This window comes from Bradyrhizobium sp. AZCC 1588 (assembly GCF_036924735.1).
Taxonomy (GTDB): Bacteria; Pseudomonadota; Alphaproteobacteria; order Rhizobiales; family Xanthobacteraceae; genus Bradyrhizobium.
In genome coordinates, this window is record NZ_JAZHSC010000001.1 from 3,988,287 (window position 1) to 4,014,048 (window position 25,762).

General features: G+C 63.3%; 25 protein-coding genes, 1 tRNA gene and 1 pseudogene. 9 read left to right on the plus strand and 18 right to left on the minus strand.

The annotated features are described in order from the left end of the window. Positions 1 to 17 precede the first annotated feature (17 nt). A complete protein-coding gene (locus V1277_RS18725) occupies positions 18 to 362 on the plus strand; it encodes a hypothetical protein (RefSeq protein WP_334417588.1) in 345 nt (114 codons plus the stop codon). A 1-nt stretch (position 363) separates the two neighbouring features. On the opposite strand, the gene V1277_RS18730 is transcribed toward V1277_RS18725, so the two are convergent. Continuing rightward, positions 364 to 448, minus strand: a tRNA-Leu gene (locus V1277_RS18730). A gap of 153 nt (positions 449 to 601) precedes the next feature. Between V1277_RS18730 and V1277_RS18735 the strand changes: the two genes are divergently transcribed. Beyond that, the gene (locus V1277_RS18735) at positions 602 to 1,162 is read left to right on the plus strand and encodes a disulfide bond formation protein B (RefSeq protein ID WP_442894498.1); all 561 of its coding nucleotides are present in this window, start codon (positions 602 to 604) and stop codon (positions 1,160 to 1,162) included. Positions 1,163 to 1,988: 826 nt separating this feature from the next. Here V1277_RS18735 and V1277_RS18740 read toward each other — a convergent pair. Then, a complete protein-coding gene (locus V1277_RS18740) occupies positions 1,989 to 3,074 on the minus strand; it encodes an AbrB family transcriptional regulator (RefSeq protein WP_442894499.1) in 1,086 nt (361 codons plus the stop codon). Positions 3,075 to 3,326: 252 nt separating this feature from the next. Between V1277_RS18740 and V1277_RS18745 the strand changes: the two genes are divergently transcribed. Beyond that, entirely contained in the window at positions 3,327 to 3,809 is a 483-nt protein-coding gene (locus V1277_RS18745; RefSeq protein WP_334417591.1) for a hypothetical protein, read from the plus strand. A gap of 41 nt (positions 3,810 to 3,850) precedes the next feature. Here the strand turns inward: V1277_RS18745 and V1277_RS18750 are convergent, their stop codons facing one another. Then, a complete protein-coding gene (locus V1277_RS18750; RefSeq protein ID WP_334417592.1) occupies positions 3,851 to 4,447 on the minus strand; it encodes a TetR/AcrR family transcriptional regulator in 597 nt (198 codons plus the stop codon). Between the two features lie 188 nt (positions 4,448 to 4,635). Between V1277_RS18750 and V1277_RS18755 the strand changes: the two genes are divergently transcribed. From V1277_RS18755 to V1277_RS18765, 3 genes are all read left to right on the plus strand, one after another. Next, the gene (locus V1277_RS18755) at positions 4,636 to 5,112 is read left to right on the plus strand and encodes a PaaI family thioesterase (protein WP_334417593.1); all 477 of its coding nucleotides are present in this window, start codon (positions 4,636 to 4,638) and stop codon (positions 5,110 to 5,112) included. 99 nt (positions 5,113 to 5,211) lie between these two features. Next, a complete protein-coding gene (locus V1277_RS18760; protein ID WP_334376936.1) occupies positions 5,212 to 5,997 on the plus strand; it encodes a sulfite exporter TauE/SafE family protein in 786 nt (261 codons plus the stop codon). 30 nt (positions 5,998 to 6,027) lie between these two features. Beyond that, positions 6,028 to 6,699 carry a DsbA family protein gene (locus tag V1277_RS18765; RefSeq protein ID WP_334417594.1) on the plus strand — a complete coding sequence of 224 codons (672 nt, stop codon included), beginning with the start codon at positions 6,028 to 6,030 and terminating at the stop codon, positions 6,697 to 6,699. Positions 6,700 to 6,783: 84 nt separating this feature from the next. Here V1277_RS18765 and V1277_RS18770 read toward each other — a convergent pair whose 3' ends face one another. The 7 genes from V1277_RS18770 to V1277_RS18800 all read right to left on the minus strand — a co-directional run bounded on the left by V1277_RS18770 (position 6,784) and on the right by V1277_RS18800 (position 12,692). After that, complete coding sequence (locus V1277_RS18770; RefSeq protein ID WP_334417595.1) at positions 6,784 to 6,990, minus strand: hypothetical protein; 207 nt, start codon at positions 6,988 to 6,990, stop codon at positions 6,784 to 6,786. 22 nt (positions 6,991 to 7,012) lie between these two features. Then, positions 7,013 to 7,246 carry a hypothetical protein gene (locus V1277_RS18775; RefSeq protein WP_334420549.1) on the minus strand — a complete coding sequence of 78 codons (234 nt, stop codon included), beginning with the start codon at positions 7,244 to 7,246 and terminating at the stop codon, positions 7,013 to 7,015. 101 nt (positions 7,247 to 7,347) lie between these two features. Next, a complete protein-coding gene (locus V1277_RS18780; protein WP_334417596.1) occupies positions 7,348 to 8,421 on the minus strand; it encodes a phospholipase in 1,074 nt (357 codons plus the stop codon). A 74-nt stretch (positions 8,422 to 8,495) separates the two neighbouring features. Then, positions 8,496 to 9,467, minus strand: a complete 972-nt coding sequence (locus V1277_RS18785) for a S1C family serine protease (RefSeq protein WP_334417597.1) — start codon at positions 9,465 to 9,467, stop codon at positions 8,496 to 8,498. Between the two features lie 160 nt (positions 9,468 to 9,627). Then, a complete protein-coding gene (locus V1277_RS18790) occupies positions 9,628 to 11,145 on the minus strand; it encodes an AMP-binding protein (RefSeq protein WP_334417598.1) in 1,518 nt (505 codons plus the stop codon). A gap of 191 nt (positions 11,146 to 11,336) precedes the next feature. Further along, positions 11,337 to 11,654 (minus strand): hypothetical protein, encoded by a 318-nt coding sequence (locus tag V1277_RS18795; protein ID WP_334370548.1) that lies wholly within the window; start codon positions 11,652 to 11,654, stop codon positions 11,337 to 11,339. Positions 11,655 to 11,768: 114 nt separating this feature from the next. Further along, on the minus strand, positions 11,769 to 12,692 hold the full coding sequence (locus V1277_RS18800; protein WP_334417599.1) for a division plane positioning ATPase MipZ: 924 nt from the start codon (positions 12,690 to 12,692) through the stop codon (positions 11,769 to 11,771). A gap of 399 nt (positions 12,693 to 13,091) precedes the next feature. Here V1277_RS18800 and groL point away from each other — a divergent pair, with 399 nt between their 5' ends. Next, positions 13,092 to 14,738, plus strand: a complete 1,647-nt coding sequence (groL, locus tag V1277_RS18805) for a chaperonin GroEL (RefSeq protein WP_334417600.1) — start codon at positions 13,092 to 13,094, stop codon at positions 14,736 to 14,738. A 116-nt stretch (positions 14,739 to 14,854) separates the two neighbouring features. Here the strand turns inward: groL and V1277_RS18810 are convergent, their stop codons facing one another. The 3 genes from V1277_RS18810 to V1277_RS18820 all read right to left on the minus strand — a co-directional run bounded on the left by V1277_RS18810 (position 14,855) and on the right by V1277_RS18820 (position 17,315). Continuing rightward, complete coding sequence (locus V1277_RS18810; protein ID WP_334417601.1) at positions 14,855 to 15,580, minus strand: PEPxxWA-CTERM sorting domain-containing protein; 726 nt, start codon at positions 15,578 to 15,580, stop codon at positions 14,855 to 14,857. 366 nt (positions 15,581 to 15,946) lie between these two features. Then, positions 15,947 to 16,504: an HNH endonuclease gene (locus V1277_RS18815; RefSeq protein ID WP_334417602.1), complete on the minus strand. Its 558-nt coding sequence runs from the start codon at positions 16,502 to 16,504 to the stop codon at positions 15,947 to 15,949. A gap of 385 nt (positions 16,505 to 16,889) precedes the next feature. After that, the gene (locus V1277_RS18820; protein WP_334370540.1) at positions 16,890 to 17,315 is read right to left on the minus strand and encodes a YybH family protein; all 426 of its coding nucleotides are present in this window, start codon (positions 17,313 to 17,315) and stop codon (positions 16,890 to 16,892) included. A 124-nt stretch (positions 17,316 to 17,439) separates the two neighbouring features. On the opposite strand from V1277_RS18820, the gene V1277_RS18825 reads away from it, so the two are divergent. Further along, positions 17,440 to 18,438: a LysR family transcriptional regulator gene (locus V1277_RS18825; RefSeq protein WP_334417603.1), complete on the plus strand. Its 999-nt coding sequence runs from the start codon at positions 17,440 to 17,442 to the stop codon at positions 18,436 to 18,438. A 31-nt stretch (positions 18,439 to 18,469) separates the two neighbouring features. Here the strand turns inward: V1277_RS18825 and V1277_RS18830 are convergent, their stop codons facing one another. From V1277_RS18830 to V1277_RS18840, 3 genes and pseudogenes are all read right to left on the minus strand, one after another. Continuing rightward, the gene (locus V1277_RS18830) at positions 18,470 to 19,438 is read right to left on the minus strand and encodes a peptidyl-alpha-hydroxyglycine alpha-amidating lyase family protein (RefSeq protein ID WP_334417604.1); all 969 of its coding nucleotides are present in this window, start codon (positions 19,436 to 19,438) and stop codon (positions 18,470 to 18,472) included. A 94-nt stretch (positions 19,439 to 19,532) separates the two neighbouring features. Next, positions 19,533 to 20,199 (minus strand): annotated as a pseudogene (locus V1277_RS18835) (response regulator). A gap of 2 nt (positions 20,200 to 20,201) precedes the next feature. After that, on the minus strand, positions 20,202 to 21,605 hold the full coding sequence (locus tag V1277_RS18840) for a histidine kinase (protein WP_442894500.1): 1,404 nt from the start codon (positions 21,603 to 21,605) through the stop codon (positions 20,202 to 20,204). A gap of 166 nt (positions 21,606 to 21,771) precedes the next feature. On the opposite strand from V1277_RS18840, the gene V1277_RS18845 reads away from it, so the two are divergent. Beyond that, positions 21,772 to 22,761, plus strand: coding sequence for a DUF2380 domain-containing protein (locus tag V1277_RS18845; RefSeq protein ID WP_334417606.1), 990 nt, complete (start codon positions 21,772 to 21,774; stop codon positions 22,759 to 22,761). On the opposite strand, the gene V1277_RS18850 is transcribed toward V1277_RS18845, so the two are convergent. Both V1277_RS18850 and V1277_RS18855 read right to left on the minus strand, forming a co-directional pair. Beyond that, the gene (locus V1277_RS18850; protein ID WP_334417607.1) at positions 22,721 to 24,487 is read right to left on the minus strand and encodes a flavin-containing monooxygenase; all 1,767 of its coding nucleotides are present in this window, start codon (positions 24,485 to 24,487) and stop codon (positions 22,721 to 22,723) included. The genes V1277_RS18845 and V1277_RS18850 overlap by 41 nt on opposite strands. Positions 24,488 to 24,584: 97 nt before the next feature. Then, positions 24,585 to 25,676 (minus strand): DUF2855 family protein, encoded by a 1,092-nt coding sequence (locus V1277_RS18855; RefSeq protein WP_334417608.1) that lies wholly within the window; start codon positions 25,674 to 25,676, stop codon positions 24,585 to 24,587. Positions 25,677 to 25,762 lie beyond the last annotated feature (86 nt).

Sequence of the window (25,762 nt, forward strand, 5' to 3'; positions counted from 1 at the left end):
CGACAGAAAGGGACTCAATGATCCACGCTACTTGCCATACCGCCGATAATATCCTGTGTATCGAGTTCGATGTCACACCATGGTTCAGCGAGGCCGATGCTCCACGCATTATCGATTTGGCCCAACGAGGGTGGGCCAGCACAGCAATCGCAGAATCCGTGGAGCATCGACGAGGATACGAACGCGTGCATGACCTCGTCGAGTACGCGGCAAAGCGCCTGCAGCTAGAATCCCTGGAGGACCCAACCTGGGAAACATTCGAGTGTATTGTCGACGGCTCGGAGGCTGTGGCCTGGCTAGAAAAGAACCGGCCTGACGTCGTGGCAGGAATCCCGCGGGTAACCGGCGATCGTTGGCATTGAATGGTGCCCCTGGCCGGAATCGAACCAGCACTCCTTGCGGAACTCGATTTTGAGTCGAGCGCGTCTACCAGTTCCGCCACAGGGGCCTTCGGACGCGAGGCCGGGAGGCCGGTGCGGCGAAGCCGGCGGAATATAGCGGGCGGCGCTTCCGGGTCAACCCGCGTGGAAGTGATTGTGGGCATCTCGACACCTGGGCGGTGGCGGGATAGGAGGCTGATGCCTATTTTGAGCATGGATCCATGCTCCGGAGAACATCCGTGACGTCAGACGCCCTCCATTCGTCGCACGCGCGCCGTCCCGCCGATCCGGTCGTCGTTGCGGCGCTGGCGATCGCGTTCGTCGCCGCGGCGACGCTGGCAGGCGCCTGGTTCTTCCAGCTTGTGCTGGATATCCGCCCCTGTCCGCTCTGCCTCGAACAGCGCTACGCCTATTATCTGGCGGTCCCGCTCGGCCTTCTGGTCGCCTTTGCCGCTTCGCGCGGGGCGCCGCGGCAGGTAGCGCTGGCCGGGTTTGCGGTGCTTCTGCTCGCTGTGCTCGCCAATGCCTGGCTCGGCGGCTATCACGCCGGCGTCGAATGGCAATTCTGGCAGGGCCCGACCGATTGCTCCGGCCCGCTGGCCGATCTCGGCAGCGCCGGCACGCTGCTGCAGCGTCTCGACACTGTGAAAGTGGTGCGGTGCGACGAGGTGCAGTGGCGCTTCCTCGGGCTCTCGCTTGCCGGCTACAACGTGCTGATCTCGCTGGCGATGGCGGCGATCGCCATGTGGGGCATCGTGTCAGCCAAGCGGGCAGCCTCGTAGGATGGGCAAAGGCGCGGTAGCGCCGTGCCCACCATTCATCATCGAGCACGCTTCGTGATGGTGGGCACGCTTGCGCTTTGCCCACCCTACGAGACCGCCGACTGATTTGCCGCGCGCACAAGCGAAAATTCAACGCGCGGCTGCGACCAACTGGCACGACGGGCAAATCACTTCTGATTTTCCGAAATTATGTCAAGCCCAGGAATAAAAAATATTCCGCTTTCGTTCTTACCCAAATCAGTCGCATAACTCCGCCCGTCTCACGGCGGATGAGGGGCGCTTCGCGATCGTCACGAACGTGCAGTGAGATGCGATGGACGCGGATGGCGCGCTAGACGTACGCGCAGGAAGCGTACGGCGAAGTCGTGTGGTTCGGGCGCCGCGGTGCTGGCGTTAAGTTGCGTGAAACTATTTGCGCAGCGACGGAGGCAAAAGAGCCGTTCTCCGGGAAGAGCACGAAGTAAGCCGTAAAGCCATTGCGCAGGGAAGGCCGGGATGCTCCCGCTGTACCTGTATGCTCGTGTGCGTTTTCCTTTGCGCACTTTGCACACGAGACCGCGGGTGCGGCGCGCACCCGGTCTTCCCTGCGCCCTCAGATGGGAGAGGGCGGGAGGTGAACAGCAAACCTCGGGCAAAGCATGTCGCGAGAACGCTGCCTCATATTCAGTTGTCATCCCCGCGAAGGCGGGGATCCAGTATTCCAGAGATAGCGGTGATTGAGCCGATAAGCCGCGGCGTACTGGATCCCCGCCTTCGCGGGGATGACAGCCATGTTGCGGCGAGACCTCAGATACATCGCACGCTATTTGCGACGAGGAAACGTCCCCTAATCATCCACATCCTCCTGCGGGCGGCCGAACAGATGCACGATGCCGGGCGTCGTGATCGAGACGAAAACAAAGCGCGACAGATGATGGGCGCCGACGAAGATTGGATCGATATGCAGCGTGAGCGCCAGCGCCAGCATGGCGTCCATCGCGCCTGGTGCAAACGCGACGACGACGTCGGCGAAGCGCACATCGGTGGCCAGCATGATCACCGTGACGAAAATGGCGGAGATGAGAATCGCAACCGCAAACGAGCCGAGCCCGGCATTGATGTGGCTGAGCAGCGTCGACTTGCTGATGCGCGCAAAGCGCGTGCCGATCACGGCGCCGATGCCGACCAGCGCCACGCCGCGCATCCAGGGCGGCAGGCCGCCGTCGATCAGGCCGGTGCCGTGCAGCGCGGCGGAAGCAATCATCGCGCCGAACATCCAGCTCGCCGGAAATTTGGCGAGCCGCAAGAGCAGTGCGACGGCGATGGCCGCGGCTGCCAGCACGGCGAGCTCGAGCGGCGAAGCAATGAGGCTCGCCACTTCCGTCGGCGTAATCGACGCAATGCCGGTCAAAGCCAGCAGCAGCGGCAGGGCGGCGGTCAGGATGATCACGCGCATGGTCTGCACCACCGCGATTGCCGCGACATCGGCGCCCTTCTCGGCGGCGAGCATGGTGATCTGCGACAGCGCGCCGGGACTTCCCGCCAGCAGCGCCGAGGTCTGGTCCCAGCCGTGCACGCGCTGCAGATAGAAGCTCGAGCCGAAGGTCGAGCAGAACGTCGCCAGCGCCAACAGGCCGATGGTCAGGGGATAGGCGCTCATGTGCTGGATCAGCTGCCGCGATACCAGCGAGCCCAGCGTGATGCCGAGCAGCACCAAAACGCTCTGCGTCAGGATCGCCGGCATGGTGACCGACCGCCCTGCCAGCGCGGCGATGCCCACCGCGGCCATCGCGCCGGAAATCAACCCGCCCGGCAGGTTAAGCCACAGAAACAGCAAGCCGCCGGCGGCGCCGATGACGAGCGTCTCCAGCGTGCCGAGAATCTTGGCGCGGTCGGACATAGCGGAGGATATCGAGGCGGGGATCAGGCTCACGCCGCCTTATGGCAAATCCGCTTGCACCGGACAAATGCGTCACGCGATTGCAGCAATGCATGGGTAGCGTCTGCACAATGCCTGCACAAACGTCCCGTAGCCTTGGCTGAACGCGGGCTGAATGCGACGGCGGATCGCGCCTGTTCGCCGCCAGAAAAATTTTTACTACAGCGGTGGCCCGATGCGTTGTCGCAAGCTGTGGTTGCGCTAGGATGGTCGCCGCAGATGACTACTGCCCTAAGGAGACCAGGGATGACTATTCAAGCAAAAATACTGGGCGCGTGTGCGCTGTCGGCGTTGGCTGCGTTTGCGATGACCTCGCAGGCGAATGCCCTGACGGCGCAGGAATGCAGCGCCAAATACCAGGCGGCGAAGGCTGCCGGCACGCTCGGCGGCCAGAAGTGGAACGACTTCCGGAAAGCCCAGTGCGGAGCCGACGCCGCGCCCGCTGCCGCCGCTGCGGCTCCGGCCGCCGCGCCGAAGGAAGAGAAGACGGCTGCCAAGAAGGACGCCGCACCTGCGGCTGCGCCGGCGGCGCCATCCGGCCCCGCGACTTTTCCGACCGCGGTCGACGCAAAATATTCGAAGGAGACGGCGACGAAGCAGCGCTTCCACACCTGCCTCGATCAATACAACGCCAACAAGGCCAGCAACGCCAATGGCGGGATGAAGTGGATCCAGAAGGGCGGCGGCTATTACAGCGAATGCAACAAGAAGCTGAAGGGCTCGGCCTAGCCAGCAATCGACGTGGGCGCGGCCGGAGGTTTCGGCCGCGCCTATGTTTCGCGGAGCAATGTTTCGGCCGACTTCGCCACCAATTGCGCGCGCTTGCGCTGGCCGCGTTCGAGAAACAGCAAGCTCTGCCCGAACACGAAGCAGTAGAACAGGAACGCCTGCGCGTCGGCCTCCTCGGCCGCCAGTCCCGTCGCGCGATAGAGATGCCCGACATTCTTCAGGCGCGCGGCGTCCACGCTCGCCACCGCATTGGCAGCCAGCTCGTCGGAGCGGGCCCATTGCCGGATCGCCAGTTCGACCGCCATGGCCTCGGTGTTCATGCGCTCGGAATAGAGCGCGATCAGCGCCTTCAGCCGCTCGCGCGCGGTCGCGCCGTCGAGGCTGGTCTGTTTCTCGATCGCGGCGACGCGGCCTGCGCTCCAGTGCTGCAGCATGGCGTCCAGCAGCGCCGCGCGGTCGCGGAAGCGGCGGTAAAAGCCACCCTTGGTGACGCCGAGGTTCTTGGCCAGCACCTCGACCCGTAGGCCCTCGACGCCGGTCCGGGCGATTTCCTCAAAGCCAGCCTCGATCCAGCTCTCGTGGCGAACCTCGCCGGCGCGGGCCTCTCCGGTTCGCGGCTCTCCTTTGGCGTCGCTCATTGGTGCGGTCTCGCCGAGTGTTGATACGGTACCGTATTGCTAACCTGGAGAGGGTCTGATACGCTACCGTATCAAGAGACAAAGAGCGGGAGCAAACGATGGAGACGAGCAACTCCGGCCGCGGCATGGCCGCCGTGCAGCAGAACATCGCCGCAACGAGGCATCTCGAACCGGCGCTGGCCTGACCGATGCCGCTCTACCAGCCGAAGAACCCGGATTATCGCGCCCTCGCCACCGACATGTTCGAGCAGCAGCGCGCGATGAAGACGCTCGGCATTTCGATCGTGCGGCTGGAGCCGGGCGAGGTCGATCTCGCGATGGACTATTCGCTCGACCTCACCCAGCAGCACGGCTTCATCCACGCCGGTATCATCACGGCCGCGCTCGACAATGCCTGCGGCGTCGCCGCCTTCACGCTGATGCCGCCGGGTGCGGGAATCCTCACCGTGGAATTCAAGACCAACTTGCTGGCGCCGGCGCGCGGCGAGCGGTTCGCGTTCCGCGCCAACGTCGTCAAGCCCGGCCGCACGCTGACGGTATGCGAGGCCCGCGCCTATGCGGCGCATGACGGCAAGGAGACGCTGATCGCGACCATGACCGGCACGCTGATGGCGCTGACCAGCCGCGAGGGCGCGTCGCCAGAGAGGGGGCACGTCGCAGCCTGATCGGCTGATGTGTATTGCAGTGCAGCTTCGTGCTGCGGCCATGGCGATTTGCAGAAAATCCTTCTATGGTCGCGCCGTGCAACTGAGTCTTTCAACTTGATCATCTCCACCGCGCAAGGCGTGCTGGGACTGGCGTCGGGGATGCTGGTTGGGTTCTCGCTTGGCCTGGTCGGCGGCGGCGGCTCGATCCTGGCGGTGCCGCTGATGGTCTATGTGGTCGGTGTGGCGGAGCCCCATGTCGCGATCGGCACCAGTGCGATTGCGGTGGCCGCCAACGCCGCGCTCAACCTGTCCAACCATGCACGTGGCGGCACCGTGATCTGGTCCTGCGCGCTGATCTTCGCCGCGGCCGGCATGGCCGGCGCCTTCGGCGGCTCGATCCTCGGCAAGATGATGGACGGTCAGCGGCTATTGGCGCTATTCGCGCTGGTGATGATCGTCATCGCGCTGCTGATGCTGAAGACGCGCTCGCGGATCGGCCTGCCTGATGTCAAGGTCTCGATGGCGAACATGCCGGCTATCGTCGGCCTCGGCCTCGCCACCGGAACGGTGTCGGGATTCTTCGGCATCGGCGGCGGATTCCTGATCGTGCCGGCCCTGATGCTGGCGACCGGCATGCCGATCATGAACGCGGTCTCCTCCTCGCTGGTCGCGGTTACCGCGTTCGGCCTGACCACGGCCGCCAGCTATGCCTGGTCCGGGCTGGTCTCATGGGCGTTGGCGGGATTGTTCGTGGCGGGCGGCCTCGCCGGCGGATTGGCAGGCACGCGTTCGGCGCGGCACCTCGCCGAGCGCCGCGGCGCGCTCAACATCGTGTTCGCCGTGGTCATTATTGCCGTGGCGCTCTATATGCTGGCGCGTAACATATCCCTACCTCAGCCGTAGACAGGAAATGCAGCCCTTGGCGAGACCTAGATGAAGCGATTGAATAATCCGGCCGGGACGATCCCAGGCCCGACGCGGCGCGAAGCGCTTGGCCTGCTCGGCGCGGGCGTGGCCCTGTTCGGCGCGGGCATGATGCGTCCGGCGTTCGCGCAAGGCGATGACGTCCTGACCGAAGCCCTGGTGCTCCGCGACCCCGACGCTCCCGCGACCGGCAATCTCGACGGCGACATCAACATCGTCGAATGGTTCGATTACAACTGCCCCTACTGCCGCAAGATCGCGCCCGAGATCCAGCAGGTCGTGCAGGACGACGGCAAGGTCCGCCTGGTGCTGAAGGACTGGCCGATTCTGGGCGACGTCTCGAAATATGCCGCGCGGGTGGCGCTCGCCGCCAAGTATCAGGATAAGTACCTGCCGGCGCACGAGGCGATGATCGGCGTCAGTTCGAAATTGACCGAACCGCGCATCCGCGAACTGGTGGCAGGCGCCGGCATCGATATGGACCGCCTCAACCGCGACCTCACTTCGAAGGCGAAGGCGATCGACACCATTCTCGCCCGCAACCACGATCAGGCGGTGGCCTTCGGATTCAAGGGAACGCCGTCCTTCATCGTCGGCAAGTTCCGGGTGCCGGGAATCCTGACCATGGCGGAATTCGAGATGGTGATTGCCGACGCGCGCAAGGCGAAGAAGAGCAATTAGCTCGCGCGCATCAAAACGCCGTCGTTCGGTACGACGGCGTTTGAATGTTGTTGCGATTGATCTCGCCCGGAAATTATCAAGCAATTATCGCGACGAGATCCTGACCCAATCGTCGTGGGCGCGCGTTTTCAGCGCCTTCCAGTCCTCCGCCACGACATCCCAGTTGACGAGGGTGCGATTGGCCTGCGCGACCTGGCCGCTGGCGACGCTCGATGTCCGCATGGAATCGTAGACATAGACGCCGAAAACCAGCAGCAGCGCGCCCAAAATCATTCCGACAAACGTCCGCATGCGATACCTCCGTGACCGCTCACTAACGCGGAGGACGAGGGATGGTTCCCCGATCTACGATCGCACCTTCGGCGGCGCCGGGCGGGGTGCCGCGGCGGATGGCGCCGCCAGCGAACATCAGCGAGCAGGATGAGGCGCAGTATTTGCCGGCCTCGATCTCGGTCGCGAAATTACGCTCTCGAATGAGCCGTCCCATCGCCAACGCATGGCTGACCGGGCCGCCCGGCGAGTTGAGCCAGAATGGATGGCACCGCATTGGGAAGGTTCAGCGAAGGCGTGTCCTGCTTAAGCTCGCCGGCAGGACGGCACCGCCGATCCATCCATCCATCCATCCGTCCATTCATGCATCGTCGGTGGTCAGGCCTGGCCGTTCAGCCATTGCAAAATCTCCGCATTCATCTCGCGGGGATAGGTGTGGCTGAGATCGTCGAGCTCGCGATAGATGACGTTGGCACCTGCGGACGACAGCGCTTGGGCTGTCTGCCGCGCCACCTGCACAGGAAACATCCAGTCGAGCCGCCCGTGCACGATGTGAACGGGCAGGCCACGTAGCCTGTCGGCATCGGCCATTTCGGCCATCAGCGGATGAAACGTTGCCGAGACCGGTGCGAGATGGGTGAAGGGCGAGGCGCTCTCGAATCCCGTGACGTAGCAGAACGTGCCGCCGTCGCTCATCCCGGTCAGCAGCATCCGCCTGGGATCGACGTTCCAGCGTGAGCGCACGGCGTCCAGGATGCGCAGCAAATTCGGCGTGTCGGTGTCGTCGCCCATCAGCGCCCAGGTCGAGCCGGTCGCCGTCGGTGCGACCAGGATCGCGCCGCGGCTACGGGCATCGCGCAGCCAGCTCCACAGAAAACCGCGGCCATTGCCGCTGCCGCCATGCAGCGCCATCACCAGCGGAAGCGCGCGGTCGGGGGTGTAATATTCCGGCACGTAGAGCGAGAAGCCGCCGCGGCTGCCCAACTCGTTATGGTCGTGAAAGACGCCGGCGCTTGGATTGGCTGGCGCCGCCAGCCGCGCCGCCAGATCGCCGTCGTCGCGCAGCGACGGATCGACGAAGAACTCGCTCACCGGCGGCAATTTTGTCGCCAGCGCGTATAGCGCCTCCTGCGCACGCGGAGCGTAGCGAAGTGCGCGAAACACGCTGACGAGATCGCCATTGCCATTTTGCACGACGCGCAGGGCAGCGAACGCGGCGAGTGCCGCATCGCTCGCCGTTTCGAGGGAGGTCTTGATATCTGCGAACTCCGCCGGCCATTCTGCGAGCTTCGAGCGAACCGCGCGCAAGGCCTCGTCAGGCTGGCCTGCGGCCTCCATCACGCGGTCGAAATCGGGCGGGTTCAGGTAGCGCGCGACAAAGCCGAGGGCTTCCAGCGATTGCAACAGCGGCGGCAGCACGGCCACGATGTCGTCCACCACGGCCTCGCTCATCACGCCATCCCTTATTTCAATGCAGCCTCTAGTGAAGTCTTGATCTAGTGAAGTCTGATCTAGTGGAGTCTGATCTAGTGCAGTCTTGGCGCCTTCAATAGCTTGGCGCGGTCGGTCGAGGCCAGCACCACGTCGAAGGTGAGACCCTCGTGGTAGACCGTGAGCGGTACGTCGACGCCGGCGCTGCCGAGCGACCAGAGCTTGCGATAGAAGCCGGTCTGGCTGGTGATCTTGTCGCCATTGACAGCGAGAATGACGTCGCCGGTCTTCAGTTCGGCGAGCGCCGCGGGTCCCTTGCCGGCGATGCCGACCACCACGACGCGGTTGTCGATTTCGGTGGTGAACATGCCGAGCCACGGTCGCGCCGGCTTGTTGACGCGGCCGAATTTCCTGATGTCGTCGAGTACCGGCTTCAACAGGTCGATCGGCACGATCATGTTGACGTGCTCGGCCTTGCCGTCGCGCTCGCGTTCGAGCTGCAGCGAGCCAATGCCGATCAGTTCGCCGCGGCTCGAGATCAGCCCGGTGCCGCCCCAATTGGGATGTGCGGGATGGGTGAAGATCGCTTCATCCAGCAGATATTCCCAGTAGCCTGCGAATTCCTGTTTTGCCGCGATCTGGCTGGCGACCGAGCGCGTGCGCCCGCCGGCGCCGCCGACCACGACGCGGTCGCCGATTGCAGCAGTGGCGGAAGAACCGAACGGCAGCGGATCGAGGTCGAGGTCGCCGAGCGCTTGCACCAGGCCGAAGCCGGACTCGAAATCGAAGCCGAGCGCGTGGCCTTCCACCACGCGGCCGTCGCTGCGGTGCAGCCAGACGGCCTCCGCCTCGGTGATGAGGTAGCCGATCGTCAGCACCAGCCCGTTATCGATCACGACGCCATTGCCGGCGCGTTCGGTGCCGAGCGTCTCGGCGCTGAACGCATCGGGTGGAATGATCGAATGCAGACCGACCACCGACGACAGGGCTTTGTCGAGGTCGAAGGCGTAATCGCCCGGGCGCGGCTGGTTTGCGGGCGGCACTCTCCATTCGGTCAAAGAAGGCATGGATGGTCTCCTGGCGAACCGGCGCGCGTTTCGGGCGAAGGCGCGGGAAATTCATCACAATCTATGCTGCAAACGGCCGTCTTGAAAGTGTCCCCCAAAATAAGCCGGCATGGGACTCATAAGGGGGCAGATTCACAATTGTTCCAGAGCCAATTAAGGATCATTCCACGTTGGCCCGCGCGCGGGCCGGCATGATCCGGAAATCGCGGTTCTCCTTCAGCCAGAGGGCGCGTTCGTCGCGCAGCAACGTGCGGCGAACCTTGCCGGAATCGTCGCGCAGGCCGAGATGGACGGCCTCGAAACTTTCCGGGTGCTTGTAGCGGCTGAGCCGGTCGGCCAGGAACGCAGCCATGCCGTCGGCGATAGCCTTCGCGTCTGTGCCCCGGTCGAGTTCGAGAATAGCGTGCACGCGCTGCCCGAATTCGGGATCGGGCAGGCCGACCACGACGCAGGAGCGCACATCGGGATGCGCCGATACCGCAGCCTCGACTTCGGCCGGATAGATGTTGGCGCCGCCGCGCAGGATCATGTCGGCGAGCCGGTCGCCGAGATAGAGATAACCTTCCGCGTCGAGCCGGCCGATATCGCCGAGCGATTCCCAGCCGTCAGGCCGGCGTTTCGGCTCGGCGCCGAGATAGTGATAGGTGGAGCCCGCGCCGTCATTGGGGAGGAAATAAATCTCGCCGGTCTCGCCCGGCGCTACATCGTTGCCGTCCTCGCCGATGATCCGCAAGCGGCAGGTGTCACCGATCTTGCCGACCGAGCCTTTGTGCGCCAGCCATTCGGTGCCGGAAATGATCGTGGCACCCTGCCGCTCAGTGCCGCCATAGAGCTCGTAGATGCGCTCCGGCCCCAGCCACTCGATCCATTTCTCCTTCAGCCATGGCGGCATGGGGGCTGCCATGTGAAACACGATCTGCAGGCTGGATAGGTCGTAGGCGTTACGCACCTCGTCGGGAAGCGCCCAGATGCGATGCATCATGGTCGGCACGAAATTGACCCATTGCACGCGGTTCTTCTCGATCAGGCGCAGTGTCTCCTCGGCATCGAACTTGACGAGGCCAGTGACGCGGCCGCCGTTGAACAGCGCGGTGTGTGACACGATGAACGGCGCGTTGTGATAGAGCGGGCCAGGGTTGAGCAGCGACGCGTTCTGCGGAATGCCGAGCGGAGAGGGAAATGTCGTCTCCACCACCGCCGGCATGTGATCGAGGATCACCTTGGGCCGTCCGGTCGAGCCGCCGCTGGTCATGGCCTTCCAGTAGCGTGCGACGGGATTGTCGACGGGCTCGTCCGAGAAGCCTTCAGGCACGAAGTCGGCCGGCAGCGAATTCGGCGCATTCCAGTCTGGCTGGCCGCCGACCACCAGCGATGGCTTGAGGATATCGAGCACGGCTGCGGCCTCGCCGCGCGGCAGCCGCCAGGTCAGCGACGTCGGCGTCGCGCCGCATTTCCACACCGCAAAGGTGGTTTCGAAAAACACGTTGCTGTTGGGAAGCCCGATTGCGACGAAATCGCCGGGCTTGACGCCCTTGGCGGCGAAGGCACGGGCGCGGCGGTTGGCATTGTGCTCGAGCTGTGCCCAGGTGAGCGTGTCGTTACCGTGGCTGATCGCGATGGTGTCCGCCGGTTTGCGTTCGGCATACCAGCGCGGCACGTCGGCAATAGGGATGAGCATGGGGCGTTTCCGTCGGCAGGCGTGAGAGGCCGCTCTTAGTTTCTGATGAGGCGAGCGCCTCAAAAACTATCGTGACAGAATTGGATGGCGGCGTGAAGGGAGACCGGAGCGTGCAAGGCAGACCGCGAAAAGAAAAGGCCCCGCCTCGGCGGGGCCTTCCAACGCAGGCGTCGGGCGTCTACGCGATGGGCTCACCAGTCGGAAATGCCATAACCGACTTCCGTGGTGTAGCCGTAGGGTCCGTAGTCGACAGGCACCGGCGCGCCAAACGCAGGGGTCGGCACATAGGCCCGACGACTGACCACGACGGTGCGTGGCCGCACAATCGGCGGTGCCGTGACAACCGGCGCCGGTGCGACGTAAACGCTGCCGGGAGCCACTGCCACGGGATAGGGGTCGACGTACGAATCGACATAGATTGCCTGCGCGGATGCGCTGGTGACGCCGAAGGCCAACGAGCCGGCGACTGCCACGCCGGCCATCGAGCAAATGCGCGATCTCATTGTCATGTTCCGCAATCTCCTTTGCTGCTTGTTACGGCTTCCAACGAACCCACACCACGCACGGTCGTTCCTGGCGCTCACGAAGTTGTTGGCCGCACGCTCCGTAATGACACCCTCCGCTTACGGACCGGCCAGGATATCGGTATCCAGCGGGCTGTCGCGAGAAGCAAACCACTCGGCGCGCAGCGCCACGCGGCGGCGACCGCGATCGTTGACCGGCAGTTTCAACCCCTCGATCAGGTCCTCAATCTCGCCGCACGCGGGGCGGCGAGAGACGTCCACGTCGATGCCGGGCACTGTCTCGCATAGCTCGTCCAGCGCGGTGAGCCCGCGGGGAAACAGGTCGCGATAAATCGGGCGGTCGTGAAAGCCGGTTACAACCCGGAAACCTGCATTGAGGGCCAGCTCCTGCAGGCAGCCGCAAACGACCTGGGCGGTAGATGATTGTTGCGGCGAAATCCGGTTGCGCACGACCACCCAATCGATGAGGGCGCCGTCAACCGGGCGGCGATGGCGACGTATCTCGCGTACCAGCTCGCCGTAATGGCTGAGCCCGGTGACCGTCAACGTGACCGGATCGAGCCTCGCCAGCACGTCGAGGTCGAGAAAACTGTCGTTGAGCGGCGTTACCAGGGTATCGGTGATCGAATGGGCGAGCCGCATCAGGTAGCTGTCATGCGGGGGCGTATCGATCACGACGAAGTCATGGCGATCCTGCGCGGCGGCAACGGCTCGCTCGAAATCGGAGGATTCGGAGGCCTCGTTTTCCGCCACCATGGGGCCTTCGACGCGTGCAATGCAGAAATGCGTTGGCAGCTCCAGATCGACCTGGCTCCGCCGCGCCCAACCGCGCCGGCTCTCGACGTAGTGGGTGAGGGTCCGCTGCCGGCCATCGAGGTCGACGGTTGCGACGCGCTGGCCGGCCTTCAGCAGCGCAACGGCGAGGTGCATCGCGATTGTGGTTTTGCCCGAGCCGCCCTTCTCATTACCAACCACGACGACATGGGGCGGGGGACGCAATAGATGTACGGGCGCGGTAAGCACGGTTGCGCCTTAAGCGTCGGTTGCTTCAATCCTGCTCAGGAGGGACATGATCCGCAAGGCGGCGGCACCCCCTGCAGGCCAAGGGATTAGATAACTGCGCGAGCGGCCGGTTTGTTCCTAGAACGGCCAGGTGCCCGATGCCCGGTGATTTTTGCAAGCCCCCTTGCAGCGCAATTCTGACCCACCTAGGTCGCATGGTGTAGGTTCCGATCGACGTTCAGGTGGCGATCGCGTGCTGTTCGGCAAACGATCGGCACCGAGCAAGATCGATGGCACCGACTTGATCTTGAAAGACGACATTGTGGGCGTGCTGGTGGGAGGCCGGCGCCAGTCGTAAGGCCGCTTGAAAGCCGCCCGATGTGATGAGCAACCGAGGAACAGTATCTTAGGAGCATGACCATGGCTGCCAAGGAAGTCAAATTTTCGGTCGATGCCCGCGAGAAGATGCTGCGCGGCGTCGACATTCTCGCCAATACGGTGAAAGTCACGCTTGGTCCGAAAGGACGAAACGTCGTTATCGAGAAGTCGTTCGGTGCGCCACGCATCACCAAGGATGGCGTGACCGTCGCGAAAGAGATCGAGCTTGACGACAAGTTCGAGAACATGGGCGCGCAGATGGTGCGCGAGGTGGCGTCGAGAACTTCGGATCGCGTTGGCGACGGCACCACGACTGCCACCGTGCTTGCGCAGGCGATCGTGAAAGAGGGGGCGAAGGCCGTCGCCGCAGGCGTGAATCCGATGGACCTCAAGCGCGGTATCGACCGCGCGATCGATACGCTGATCGGTGATATCGAGAAGAACTCGAAAAAGATCACGTCGAATGACGAGATCGCGCAGGTTGCAACCATTTCGGCCAACGGCGATGCTGAGATCGGCCGCTTCCTCGCCGATGCCATGAAGAAGGTCGGTAACGACGGTGTCATTACCGTGGAAGAGGCCAAGTCGCTGCAGACCGAGCTCGAAGTGGTGGAGGGAATGCAGTTCGAGCGCGGCTATATCTCGCCCTACTTCGTTACCAACGCCGAGAAGATGCGGGTCGAGCTCGAAGACTCCTACGTTTTGATTTACGAAAAAAAGCTGTCGGGATTGCAGCCGCTGCTGCCGCTGCTTGAATCGATCGTGCAGTCAGGCAAGCCGCTGCTCATCATTGCCGAGGACGTGGAGGGCGAAGCGCTTGCCACCCTCGTCGTGAACAGGCTGCGGGGCGGACTGAAAGTCGCGGCGGTGAAAGCGCCCGGCTTCGGCGATCGCCGCAAGGCGATGCTTCAGGATATCGCCATCCTTACCGGCGGCACCATGATCTCAGAGGATCTCGGCATCAAGCTGGAGAGCGTAACGATCAACCTGCTGGGCTCCGCCAAGAAGGTGAGGATCGAGAAGGAGAATACGACGATCGTCAACGGCGGTGGCAAGAAAGCCGATATCGAGGCTCGCATTGCCCAGATCAAGGCCGAGATCGAGGAGACCACCTCCGACTATGATCGTGAGAAACTCCAGGAGCGGCTCGCCAAGCTCGCGGGCGGCGTCGCGGTGATCCGTGTCGGTGGAGCCACCGAGGTCGAGGTGAGGGAGCGCAAGGATCGCGTCGACGACGCGCTGCATGCCACCCGGGCGGCAGTCGAGGAAGGCATTTTGCCCGGCGGCGGTGTTCCCCTGCTTCGCGCCGTCAAGGCGCTCGATAGGCTGAAAGCAGTCAACGAGGATGAGCGCTACGGCGTCGAGATCGTGAAGAAAGCGCTTTCATGGCCGACCCGCCAGATCGCCATCAACGCGGGCGAGGATGGCTCGCTCGTGGTCGGACAGATCCTGGACAAGGATACATACGCCTTCGGATTTGATGCCCAGACCGGCGAGTTCGGCAACCTGATCTCAAAGGGCATTATTGATCCCACCAAGGTGGTGCGCACTGCGCTTGAGGACGCCGCTTCGGTGGCAGGCTTGCTCGTCACCACTGAGGCAATGGTCGCTGAGCTCCCGAAGAAGAAGGGGCCACCGACAGTTCCAGGCGCGGGTGCGAGCATGGCTGACATGGATTATCAGATCTAACTCGCGAGTGATTGGCGCGTCTTCGACCGCGCCAATCACAGTTCATCGGCGATGGGTATCTCGCTCCACGAATTCTGAACCGCTCCGCCTATGGATCGAGCTCGGTGTGCCTCCGATCAGGCAACCATCAATGCTGGCGTTGACTTCCGGCGGTAGGCCATAAAGCCAACAGCAGAGAAGCCCAATATCATCATCGCCCAGGTCGCGGGTTCAGGCACGGCTGCGACGCTCACGTCGTCCAGGCCAATGTAGGAAGGGCCGTTGAGTTCGTTGAAGCTGATCGTGTTGGAGGTCCCGTCTGCGATAAAGTTGAACGCAAACCGAACCCATGTAGAGGGCTCGCTCGTTGCCGGGGCCGTCACGCTCTCCGATAACAGGAGCGTATTGGACGTTCCGTCGGTGATACTGACGTTGAGCCCTGCAGAACCATTGTTGGCGCTGTAGTTTCCAACCCAGAAGCTAAGTTGATACTGCTGAAATGGCAGAAGATTGATGGTCTGACTTATGCTTATGGTGTTTACGGTGCCATCAGCCAGGCTAAGGCCGAAATTTCCGGTGCGTGGCGTCAGCGCGATCTGCTGAGGGTTGTTGCTCCATCCGCTCGCATACCACGTCGCAGGAGCGTCGCTGATTGTCCAGCCAGCAAGCTCGCTGCCACCGGGCTGAACTTGTTGAGCGAGAGAATTTCCTCCAGGGAACGTCCCCAGCTCGAAGCTGCCGTTCGCGACAAGGTTTGCCGCTGCAGGACCGGTCCAGACGATCGCACAGGCGGCGACAAGGATGGCCATCGAACGGCCCGATCCAAACAGAGAATTTTTCCTGATCGAAGAAGGCTTGTTCACGTTAGATCTCCTTATCCAGATCCTATTCCGTCCGGTTAGCCCAACGGACGCGCAGTCGGTCGACGCGCTTGAACTGCATCAAAGGAAGCCCATCAGCCCGGCGTCAAAAAAGTGTGAAAAATGGTAGGCCGGCGTCTGGTGGAGCGATTTTCCAGGTCGGATGAGTGATCCGAGTGGCTCGCCCGCAGAGCGACCGGCATCATCTGAGATGGGTCAAAACGGGAAGTCGCCGTCAGCTCGGCTCACTTCCAACAGTGGACATTCTCAGGATGAATGTCCGAGAATTCCATGTGAGGCGCACTGCAAGAAGCTCGGCCTTTCGGCCGTGCGGAACTGTACTACGGGCGAAAACAGCTGCGGCGGGGTTTACGGATCGAGCTCAGTATCCCAATAGAGATAATCCAGCCAGCTATCGTGCAGATAGTTCGGCGGAAATAATCGCCCGTTGCGATGCAACTGATGCACCGTCGGCGCGAACGGGTGTTGCCGCGGAAACATCTTCGCCTGCTGCGGGGTCAGATTGCCCTTGCGCAAGTTACATGGCGAACAGGCCGCGACGACGTTCTCCCAGGTGGTCTGGCCGCCTTTGCTGCGCGGGATGATGTGATCGAAGGTCAGGTCGTCATGCGCGTGGCAATACTGGCAGACGAAGCGGTCGCGCAGGAAGACGTTAAACCGGGTGAAGGCGGGATGCGTGGTCGGCTTGACGAAGGACTTTAGCGACACCACGCTCGGAAGCTGGATCTCGAAGCTCGGGCTGTGCACCGCGCGGTCGTAGTGCTCGACGATGTTGACGCGATCGAGAAACACCGCCTTGATCGCGTCCTGCCACGACCAGAGAGACAGCGGGTAGTAACTCAGCGGCCGGAAATCCGCGTTCAGCACCAGTACCGGCCAACCGCCCTGCGAGACATGTGCGTTCAAGTAACGCTCCTGACCCCCATGTTAGCTGCGAAGCAGCGTGCGCTCTGCATACTACAGGCAGCGTGACGGGATTGTGAAGAGCGTTCCGGGGCTTATCCAGCAGCGGGAACGCGTGATTCTCTGCCGTGGCCCTGGAAAAAGCCTTGGTTCCTGAGCTCGCCAATGTCGGACATTCGCGGTCAACCCATCGTGATAGGCGGCCCAGCGGGGCGATTCGACGGTAGGCACGCATTTCGAAGACCTCATAGGAGGAATGGCGCTGGCGGCTTGGCGGCGCTGGTCAAGATGCCCTGCAGTCCAAGCAGCGCCGCTGCACCGAAGGCGGCGCCGCCTGCACCCATGCCCAGGGCTGTGGCAAGCGCCCGAATTCTGCTTGTGGCGCGGACTACTCGGTGTGCGGCGGAGCTTCGACCGCCCAGCTCGGATCGGCACCGAACGGGTGATCCATGAAGAACACCCAGGTGCCGTCGGGCATCCGGCGGTGAACTTCCATACCATGGTGATGCACCTCGGTGCGCTTGCCGTTTTCGTCGGTGCCCTTGATCAGCCACTGCGACCGCGTCATCGCGAAGTCGCCGGAAACTGTCGTGTGGTGGGTCACAACATCCATGTGCGGCTTCAATCCGACATAGGCCGCCATCGTCTTGCGGATGCCGTCGGCGCCGCGCGCGACGCTGCTGCCGCCATGGACCTCGTCGACCTGAACGATCGATGCTTCGGGGTGATACATCGCTGCCGCGGCGTCAACGTCCTGCGCATTGAACGCGCGTGCCAGCCATAGATTGCAAAGTTCGGGGGACGGAGCACCCATTTCTTGGACTCCCATGTGTTGAAGGTTGTCGATGCGAGGAGGCCGTGGCCTCACGCTCCGGTGCAAGGCCGGATCGGTGTCACCTTAAGTTCCTCATCTCGCTTTTCGCTGCGGTAGGTAACGTTTGGCGCGACGGAAAGCACGTTGGGAATACGCCAGCGTCACTTGCGAAACTGCAAGCGGCGCTTACGTCTGCGCCATGGAGGACTGGAACGAGCCCCAACTCGTGTTGGCGGTGCATCGGGCAAGCAGCCTCACAGGCGCCGCCAAAGCGCTTGATATCGATCACTCGACCGCGTTTCGGCGCCTGAATGCCCTGGAAACGCGGCTCGGCGTGCGTCTGTTCGAGCGGCTTCCCGGCGGAGCCTATCAAGCGACGCCGGCCGGCGAGCGGATGGCGGCAGCGGCCGAGCGGATGGAAGATGAGGCGCTCGCCATCGACCGCGACATTGCGGGGCGGGACCACCGCCCCTCCGGCCGCCTGCGCGTAACCTCCTCGGAGACGCTGGCGTATCGAAAACTGACCAGCCATCTCGCCGCGTTCCGGCGAACCCATCCCGGCATCGTCGTCGAGCTCGTGGTCGACAACCGCGTCCTCAATCTCTCGCGTCGCGAGGCTGATATCGCGCTTCGTCCGATGCGGCCGAAGGAGGGCGATCTCTGGGGCCGCAAGCTCGCCGATGTCGCATGGACAGTTTACGGCGCAACCGGCTATCTCGAGGAAAGAGGCCGGGCCGTTTCATCCTCCGAAGATCTCGGCCGCTACGCTCTGATCGGATGGGAGGAAACGGCTGTTGGCATCATGGCTGCCGACTGGCTCAATCGAACGGTGCCAGGTGACGCCTTCGTCTACCGGACCAACAGCCTCGTCAATCAGTTCATCGCCGCGAAGGCCGGCATCGGTCTCGCGCTGCTTCCTTGCTATCTCGGCGATGAGGATCGCGATCTCGCCCGCGCGCTGCCCGATCCGGTGCCGGATCTGGTTGGTGAACTGTGGATCGTGACACATGCTGATCTGAAGAAGACGGCGCGCGTGCGTGCCTTCTTCGATATCGTTGGAGATGGGCTGGCGCGTGAGCACAGCCTGTTTGACGGGCGAGGCCGTTCCGGTCGCCGACCATAGCAAGCTCCGGCACTTTGCTGTCGGCGCCGCCCTAGATCTTCTCCAGCTTCTGCAGGCAGCGCGTCACCCCGACCTCCGGCGGCATCGGCGTGTCCGGAAAGCTGGTCTTCCAGTCGGTGACGCCGACCTCGCCGATATAGATGTCGCCCCTGGAATCCAGCGCGATGCCGTGCGGGGCGAGGAATTTGCCGGCCTCCAGCCCCGGGCCGTTTTCGCCGCCGAGGCGGGCAATGCGCTTGCCTTTTGAATCCACGATCGAGAGCCGCGGGCCGAGATTCGGCACCTTGCGATTGACAGCCATGCCGGGGCCGAGCTCGCCGACGATGAAATTCGGCTGCTTGCCGCCGCAGCAGCACAGCGCGCACGGTCGGTGCAGATAATTCCACTGCGTCTCGTATTTGCCGTTGCCGTCGAACACCTGCACGCGGTGGTTCTCGCGGTCCGCGACATAGACCCAGCCGTCGGCGTCGGTGGCGATGTTGTGTACGATGTTGAACTGGCCGGGATCGGTGCCGGGCTCGCCCCAGGTCTTCAAGAGCTTACCGTCAGGCGAATATTTGTGAACGCAGGCATTGCCGTAGCCGTCGGAGACGTAGATCTCGCCCTTCGGCGACAGCGCTGTATGGGTGCAGCGGTGAAACGGCTCGCCGCTCATGAACGGCGCGGGCTTGTTTGGAATGCCGATGGTCAGCAGCACCTTGCCGTCTGTGGTGCACTTGCGCACGGTGTGGTCGCCGTCGTCGGTGCAATACAGATTGTCGTCGGCATCGACGTGCAAACCGTGGGCGCGGTTGAACAGCCCTTCGCCCCAGCTCTTGATGAAATTCCCCTCGCGGTCCAGCACCACCATCGGATGGGCGCCGCGGTTGAAGACGTAGATGCGGTCCTTGCTGTCAACGGCGACAGAGGCGACGTCGGTCAGGCTCCAGCCGTCGGGCAGTTTCGCCCAGTTTTCGACGACGCGGTATCGATGTTCGCCCGAGCCGAGAATGGTAGGCATGCGCTTCTCCCGATCTGATATTTGTTGGCCGGGAGTGTCGCAGAGACCTGCCCGAAGCACGAGGGGGATTTGCGCATGGCACGTTTCTTCCAGACTAGCTCCCTATGTCCTCCGCCGCGATGATGCGCTGGCGAAGCGCCAGGCGGACCAATTCGATGTCGGAGGCGACGCCGAGCTTGGCACGGATCTGATAGCGCGTGTTGGCCGCGGTCTTCACGCTGATATGCAGCGTGTTTGCGATCTCATCCACGGATTTCTCCGCCAGCAGCATGCGCAGGATTTCGAATTCCCGTGGGGCTCAGTGCGTCGACTGCCGAAGGCTCGTCGGCGAGCCGGTTGATGGCGAGTTCGTGGTCGATGTCGGGGCTGAGCGCGATGCGTCCGGCCATGACTTCGGCAATCGCGCGCAGCAGCGCGTCGGGCGGATTGCTTTTGGTGACAAAGCCACGTGCGCCCGCCTTGATTGCCTGGACCGCATAGGCGGCGCTCTGGTGCATCGTGAAGACCAGGATGCGCGCCGACTTGTCCCATTGCCGGATGCGCCTGATAGCCTCGACCCCGCCAATTCCCGGCATCGACAGGTCCATGATGACGAGGTCGGGCCTGGCTTCCTTGTAGACGCGATAGGCGTCGGCCCCATTGTCGGCTTCAGCGACGACTTGCAGGCGATCCTGCTTCTGCAACAGCGAGCGATAGCCCTCGCGCACGATGGCATGGTCGTCCACCAGCATCACGCGCGTACGGCCACCGGCGTCCGCCATGTCTAAGACTCCACCCGCATCGTTGGAATGCGCGCGACAAGTCGGGCGCCGCCCGTCTCTCGCCGCTCGAATTGCAAGGTCCCTCCGAGCGAAAGCACGCGCTCTTGCATGCCGAGCAGTCCCATACCGGCTTTTGGCGTCCGGCTGGCGCTGGCTGCTTCGCCGTCGTCCTCGACGGTCAGGACGATCTCGGCGTCTCCGGCCTCGAGACGCAATTGCACGCACCTCGCCTGTGCGTGCTTGGCTGCATTGGTGATCGCCTCCTGCGCGATGCGATAAAGACTGGCGCTGACACCGGGCGGAAAATCGTCGGCCTTGCCACTGACGGCAATCCCGAATCGGGTGCGGCCCTTCTCGAAACCATTCCAACTCGCAACCAGGCTTTCGAGGCTGAGGGTGAGGCCGAGTTCCTCGACGTCGGGCGGCCGCAGGCGCACCAGCGCGCCGCGCAGGGTCTCCATCATATGCGCGGTCGTGCGGGAGATGCCCCGGCATTCCTCGTACAGTGGCGGGCATTGGCGCTCGGCGGTGTGAGCGGCGGCGGCAGCCTGCGCCGCGATGGCGGAAAGCGACTGGCCGAATTCGTCGTGCAGCTCGCGCGCTAGATGGCGCCGCTCCTCGTCCTGCACTTCGATCAGTTTTCGCGTCAAGGCGTTGCGTTCGGCAAGCGTTGCCTGCAGCCGCTGTGCAAGGGTGTTGAAGACGCCGGAAATTGCCGACAATTCCGCAAGGTCGAAACGCGGCAGGCGCGCGGAAAGATCGTTCGCCGCCAGTTGCCGCAGTCCTGTGGCAATGGCCTGGGTCGGCCGCAGCGCCCGCGCCAGCGCGGCATAGACCGCAACACAAAGCCCGGCCAGCGCGAACGCCATGATGGAGAGCAGCCGGCTCACCTCGCGCCAGCTCTGGCCGATCTGCGTGGCGGGGTCGAAGGTCGCGACCGCCATGCCCCGAGCGCTGCCGGCAACGAGGACCGGCATCGAGACCGGTTCACCCGGACGAAAGACGGCGCGATAGAGGGAGGCGAAGCTTTCGGGCGCGGCCATTTCGTCGGCAGGCGCTCCGCTGCAGACGCCCTGGCGAAACGCGCCGGTATTGTCGCGGTAGGCAATGCAAAGGCCCGGCTCCATCAACGCCGCGATTCCCTGCAAATCCGGCGTCGCGTTGATGGAGACGGAGAGCCACTGCGCCTGCGATTGCTGCAACGAAAGATCGCGGGCCACGATCTCGGCGATACGGCTCGCTTTGGCCTTCGCGGCACGGTCGCTGTCGAACAAGGCGTAGGCTGCGACGGCGATGAAGCAAACTGCCGCTAGCGCCGCGACGCGTAGCGCCAGCCGCAGCTTCAGATCGATGGCGGGCACAGGCCTCGCCACGGAGTTGGATGCCTGTCGCAAGCTCCCTCCCATAGGCCTAGACTATAGAAGCAAATTTCCCCGGGAAGAAAGCGGGGCAAGCCAAGATCGGGTATTTCACCCGGCCGATGCAGGGAAAGCTGCCGTTTCGGCAGGGCAGCAGATCGGGCGAAATCGCGGCGAGTAAGTCAGCTCCGCGTTAGCAGTTCCGAGGTGATCCATGCGCTCCATCGCCACTATCCTCGCTCCGGCTATTGTGCTGGCTACGCTCGCGGCGGCTGGGGCCGCCGAAGCGGCCGCGCCGCCTCCGACTACCATTGCAGTCTTTCCGTTCGAACTGGAGGATTTCAGCGCCGCAGCCGCCTACGTCCCGCCTGACGATATCGACCGCGAGCAATTGCGGCTTTCGACGGAGGAAGCGCGCCGGCTGATCGCGGCGTCCGGGCGCTACAAAATCGTCGACGTCAGCGCTGCGAACGACCCGACGGCGAACGCAGGCGGGTTGCGGGATTGCGAAGGCTGCGAAGCCAGGATCGCCGCCGGCCTCGGCGCAGATCAGTCGATGATCGGGATCGTCACGCGCATCACGCGAACGGAATACGCGGTCACCTTCAAGATACGCGACGCCAGATCCGGGGCAATCGTCGCGGTCGAGCAGACGGATTTGCGCATGGGCGCCAATGTGGCCTGGAGCCGCGGGGCGCGGTGGCTGATCCAGAACCGTCTGCTGGATCGGGCGCAGGACAAGCCGCTCATCTTCGCAGTCGCCGAAATCGAATATATCGACACCTCGGGCGAGGTCATCGATCAAAGCGCCGACCATATGAGGCGCCTGCGCGCTTTCGAAGCCTCGCTGCGTACCGATCTGGCGGCGAGCGGAAAGCTGCGAAGCGCCGATCTCGATTGTCCGGCAAACGCCTGTTCTGTCGGCGACCTCACCGCCGCTCAGTTGCTCGGCAAGGCGCAGGCGGCCGGCGCCGACCTTCTCCTGATCGGCAGCGTTCACAAGATGAGCACGCTCGTGCAATGGGCGAAGTTCGACATCATCGACGTGAAGGCACGGAAGGCGGTGTTCGAACGCCTCGTCAGCTTCCGCGGCGACAATGACGAAGCCTGGCGCCGCGCGGCAGCCTTCATCGTCAGGCAAATCAGCGATCGCGAGGCGGAACTCACGCGCCCCGCGGCAACAGCCCTTCCTCGATCGCCTTGATCTGCAGCGCCAGATGTTTGGAGCCGATGCGGCATTGCGCAAGACCGCCGGCGATGAACCACAGCCCGGGCTGGCCGGTCCGCCTGTACATGTTGCGCAGCTCCTGCTCCTCGCCAAATCCCCAGATCGTGCCGACGCGCTTTTCCACCGCCTCGCCGAACAGTTTTCGCACCAGCTCTTCCTGGCGCTTGTAGCCCGTCGCCAGCACGACGAGATCGGCAGCGATGGTCTCGCCGTCCTTCATCTTCGCGCCTGCGGCCGTGAACGTGTCGAGATCGGCAAATTGCTTCAGCGCGATATCGCCTTTGACAATAAGATCGGAGCAGCCGACGTTGAAATAATAGCCGCCGCCGCGGGTGAGATATTTGAACTGCCAGCCGGTATTGTCCTCGCCGAAATCGAGCTTGAAGCCGACGCGTTCCAGCCCTTCGAGCAATTCTGTGTCGAGCGCCTTGGATTTTTCCGCGGTCAATGCGTGGCTCTTGCGCGCCAGCTTGAGCGGCATCGAGGTCACGATCAGGTCGTTATCCTCCAACGTGCCTTCATTGTAAGGCGCGTAGACCAGTTGCGCCGACGGTTCGATGCTGACGACCAGCGTGGAGGAGCGCTGGAACAGCGCGACGTGAGCGCCGCTCGAATGCAGGTCCTGCGCGATGTCGTGACCGCTGTTACCGGTGCCGATCACGATGGCGCGCTTGCCCTTCCAGTTCTCACCGTCGTCATACTGGCTGGAATGCAGCACCTTGCCGGCAAAGTCCTTTAATCCCGGAATGTCAGGCACGCTCGGAATGCCGCTGACGCCGGTCGCCAGCACGACATGGCGTGGATGCATGCTGCGCTTGCTGCCGTCGGCGCAGCGCAGCGTCACCGTCCAGCGGCCTTCCGTCTCGTTATAGCTGCCGCCCTCGAACTCGGTCCCGGTCCAAAAATTCAGCTCCATGGCCTCGACATAGGCTTCGAACCAGTTGGCGAGCTTGTCCTTGGGGATATAGGTCGGCCAGCTCGGCGGGAAGGGCATGTAGGGCAGGTGATTGACCTGCACCTGGTTGTGCAGCGTCAGCGCGTGATAACGCTTGCGCCAATTATCGCCGATGCGCATTTCGCGATCGACGATCAGCGTATCGACATTCAATTGCTTCAGCCGCGCGGCGATGGACAGCCCGGATTGCCCGCCTCCGATGACCAGCACGGTGGGATCACGATCCGAATATCCGGCTGAGGCCTTGCGTAGGTCGAGCCAGTTCGGCCCGCGAAAGTCCCGCGAATAGGCGTTTCCGCGCGGGCGATTGACGCCGAGCTGCTCCTCAAAGCCCTTGAGCTCGCCGAGTTCGGTCAGCAGCGTCCAGGCTTTCAGCCGGTTGCCATCGTTCGCATCCGGGATCAGGCGGATGATGCCGTTGCCGCGCCCGACCCTGGTTTCGAACCTGAAGATCGCCTCGATGGCGTTGGTGCCCGCGCGCATCACCTTGCGCGGCGCAGCGCGATCGGGTGCGATGGCAAAGCCTGCGGGAGCCATGCGGTGAGCCAGCGGCGGAAGCGCTTCCAGAATGGCGTCGGCGCCATTCAGCGTCTGGATATTCCAGCTCAGCGCCAGCACATCGCGCCAGTAGCTGTCGGGATGGAATAGCGTCTTCAACAACCCTTCGTCGGGTTTTCCGAGCGCTTCCTCAAACTGCGCAAGCCAAGTGTCGGCGGCAACCGAGCTGTCGTCCGTCCTGTCGAGCATGGGCGTTTCCCATCGCTGGCCGTCTGCGCGGCGTTTTCCCTGCGCAGGAGCCTATACCCATTCGGGACGGCCCAGAAAGGGCGGGAAGAGATGCCGCCTATTCCGATAACGACAGGATCAACCCGTGATCCGGCGGCACGCGGCCGTTGAGGGTGTCGAGATAGGCGCGTTGGACCGCCGCGGGCCCATGGTGCTCGCTCACCTTCATCCATTGATCCAGCTTCGGAGTGAGGGTGGACCATGCGGCGCCGAATCGTTCGCTGAAACCGCCCGGTCCCCAGTCCTTAGTGCGCTGCTTGATATGATCGGGGGCGAAGAAGAATTGGGGCTTGGCACCTTGCAGGGCCTGCGCCACATCACCGGGCGATGACTTGCGATGGGTCAGCCCAACGATGCCGCTATATTTCATCTGCTCGCCGTAATGCCGGTGCAGCGTCGCGCGCAGCGGGCTGTTGCCGGCCATGTCGACATAGGCCACGGGCTGGTCCGCCGGCAGCGAATTCACGTCGTCATAGGTCACGACCCTGTCGTAGCAGCCGAGCGACTTGACGAAATCGACATTGCCCGCTGATGTCAGTCCGATGGTGTTGATGCCCCGCGCGTGCACGAGATGTGCGAGGGCGTAAGCGGTCTTGCTGGAAGCCGAGGACAGCAGCACGCTCTTTGCACCAAAAAATTCGTTCTCGGCGAGAAAGTCATCAGCCGTGAACGACAGCCCGAATGGCGGTCGCAGCAGCGCCTGATAGTCGCCCTGCTTGCCGGCAAATGCCGGATCGCCGGTGACCCGGGTATAGGCATTATAGACCGGCGCCACGCCTTGCCGATGCGCCGCTGCATCGCGCAGACCGCGCTTGGCGACGTCGGTGGCTTCGATCACGAGATGCGTCGCCATCGGGAAATAGCCGAACAGAGTTTCGCCTGCGGCGATGGCGGGATGCTTCGAAGCAATCACTTCGCCAAGGCCCCATACGGGAACGTTGCCATAACCTTCGGGGGCCGGGAAGAGCTGCCAATACTTTAGATGGTCGCCGAGCACCGCGTAAGTAATGTTGTTGGCGGTGAAGGCGAAGCGCGTGACCTTTACCAGCAGCGCGTCGTCGGGCAGCGCGGCGGTATCGGGCAATTGCGTCTCGATCACCTTGCATTGCTGCAGGTCGTTGCGGGCGACGATGAAGTCGGTGGCTGGCATGACCTTGATCCCTGCGTTTCACATGCAGCAATCTTTGCGCCGACCGATGACCGTTTTGCAACAGCCATGATGTTTAAAACGGTGTT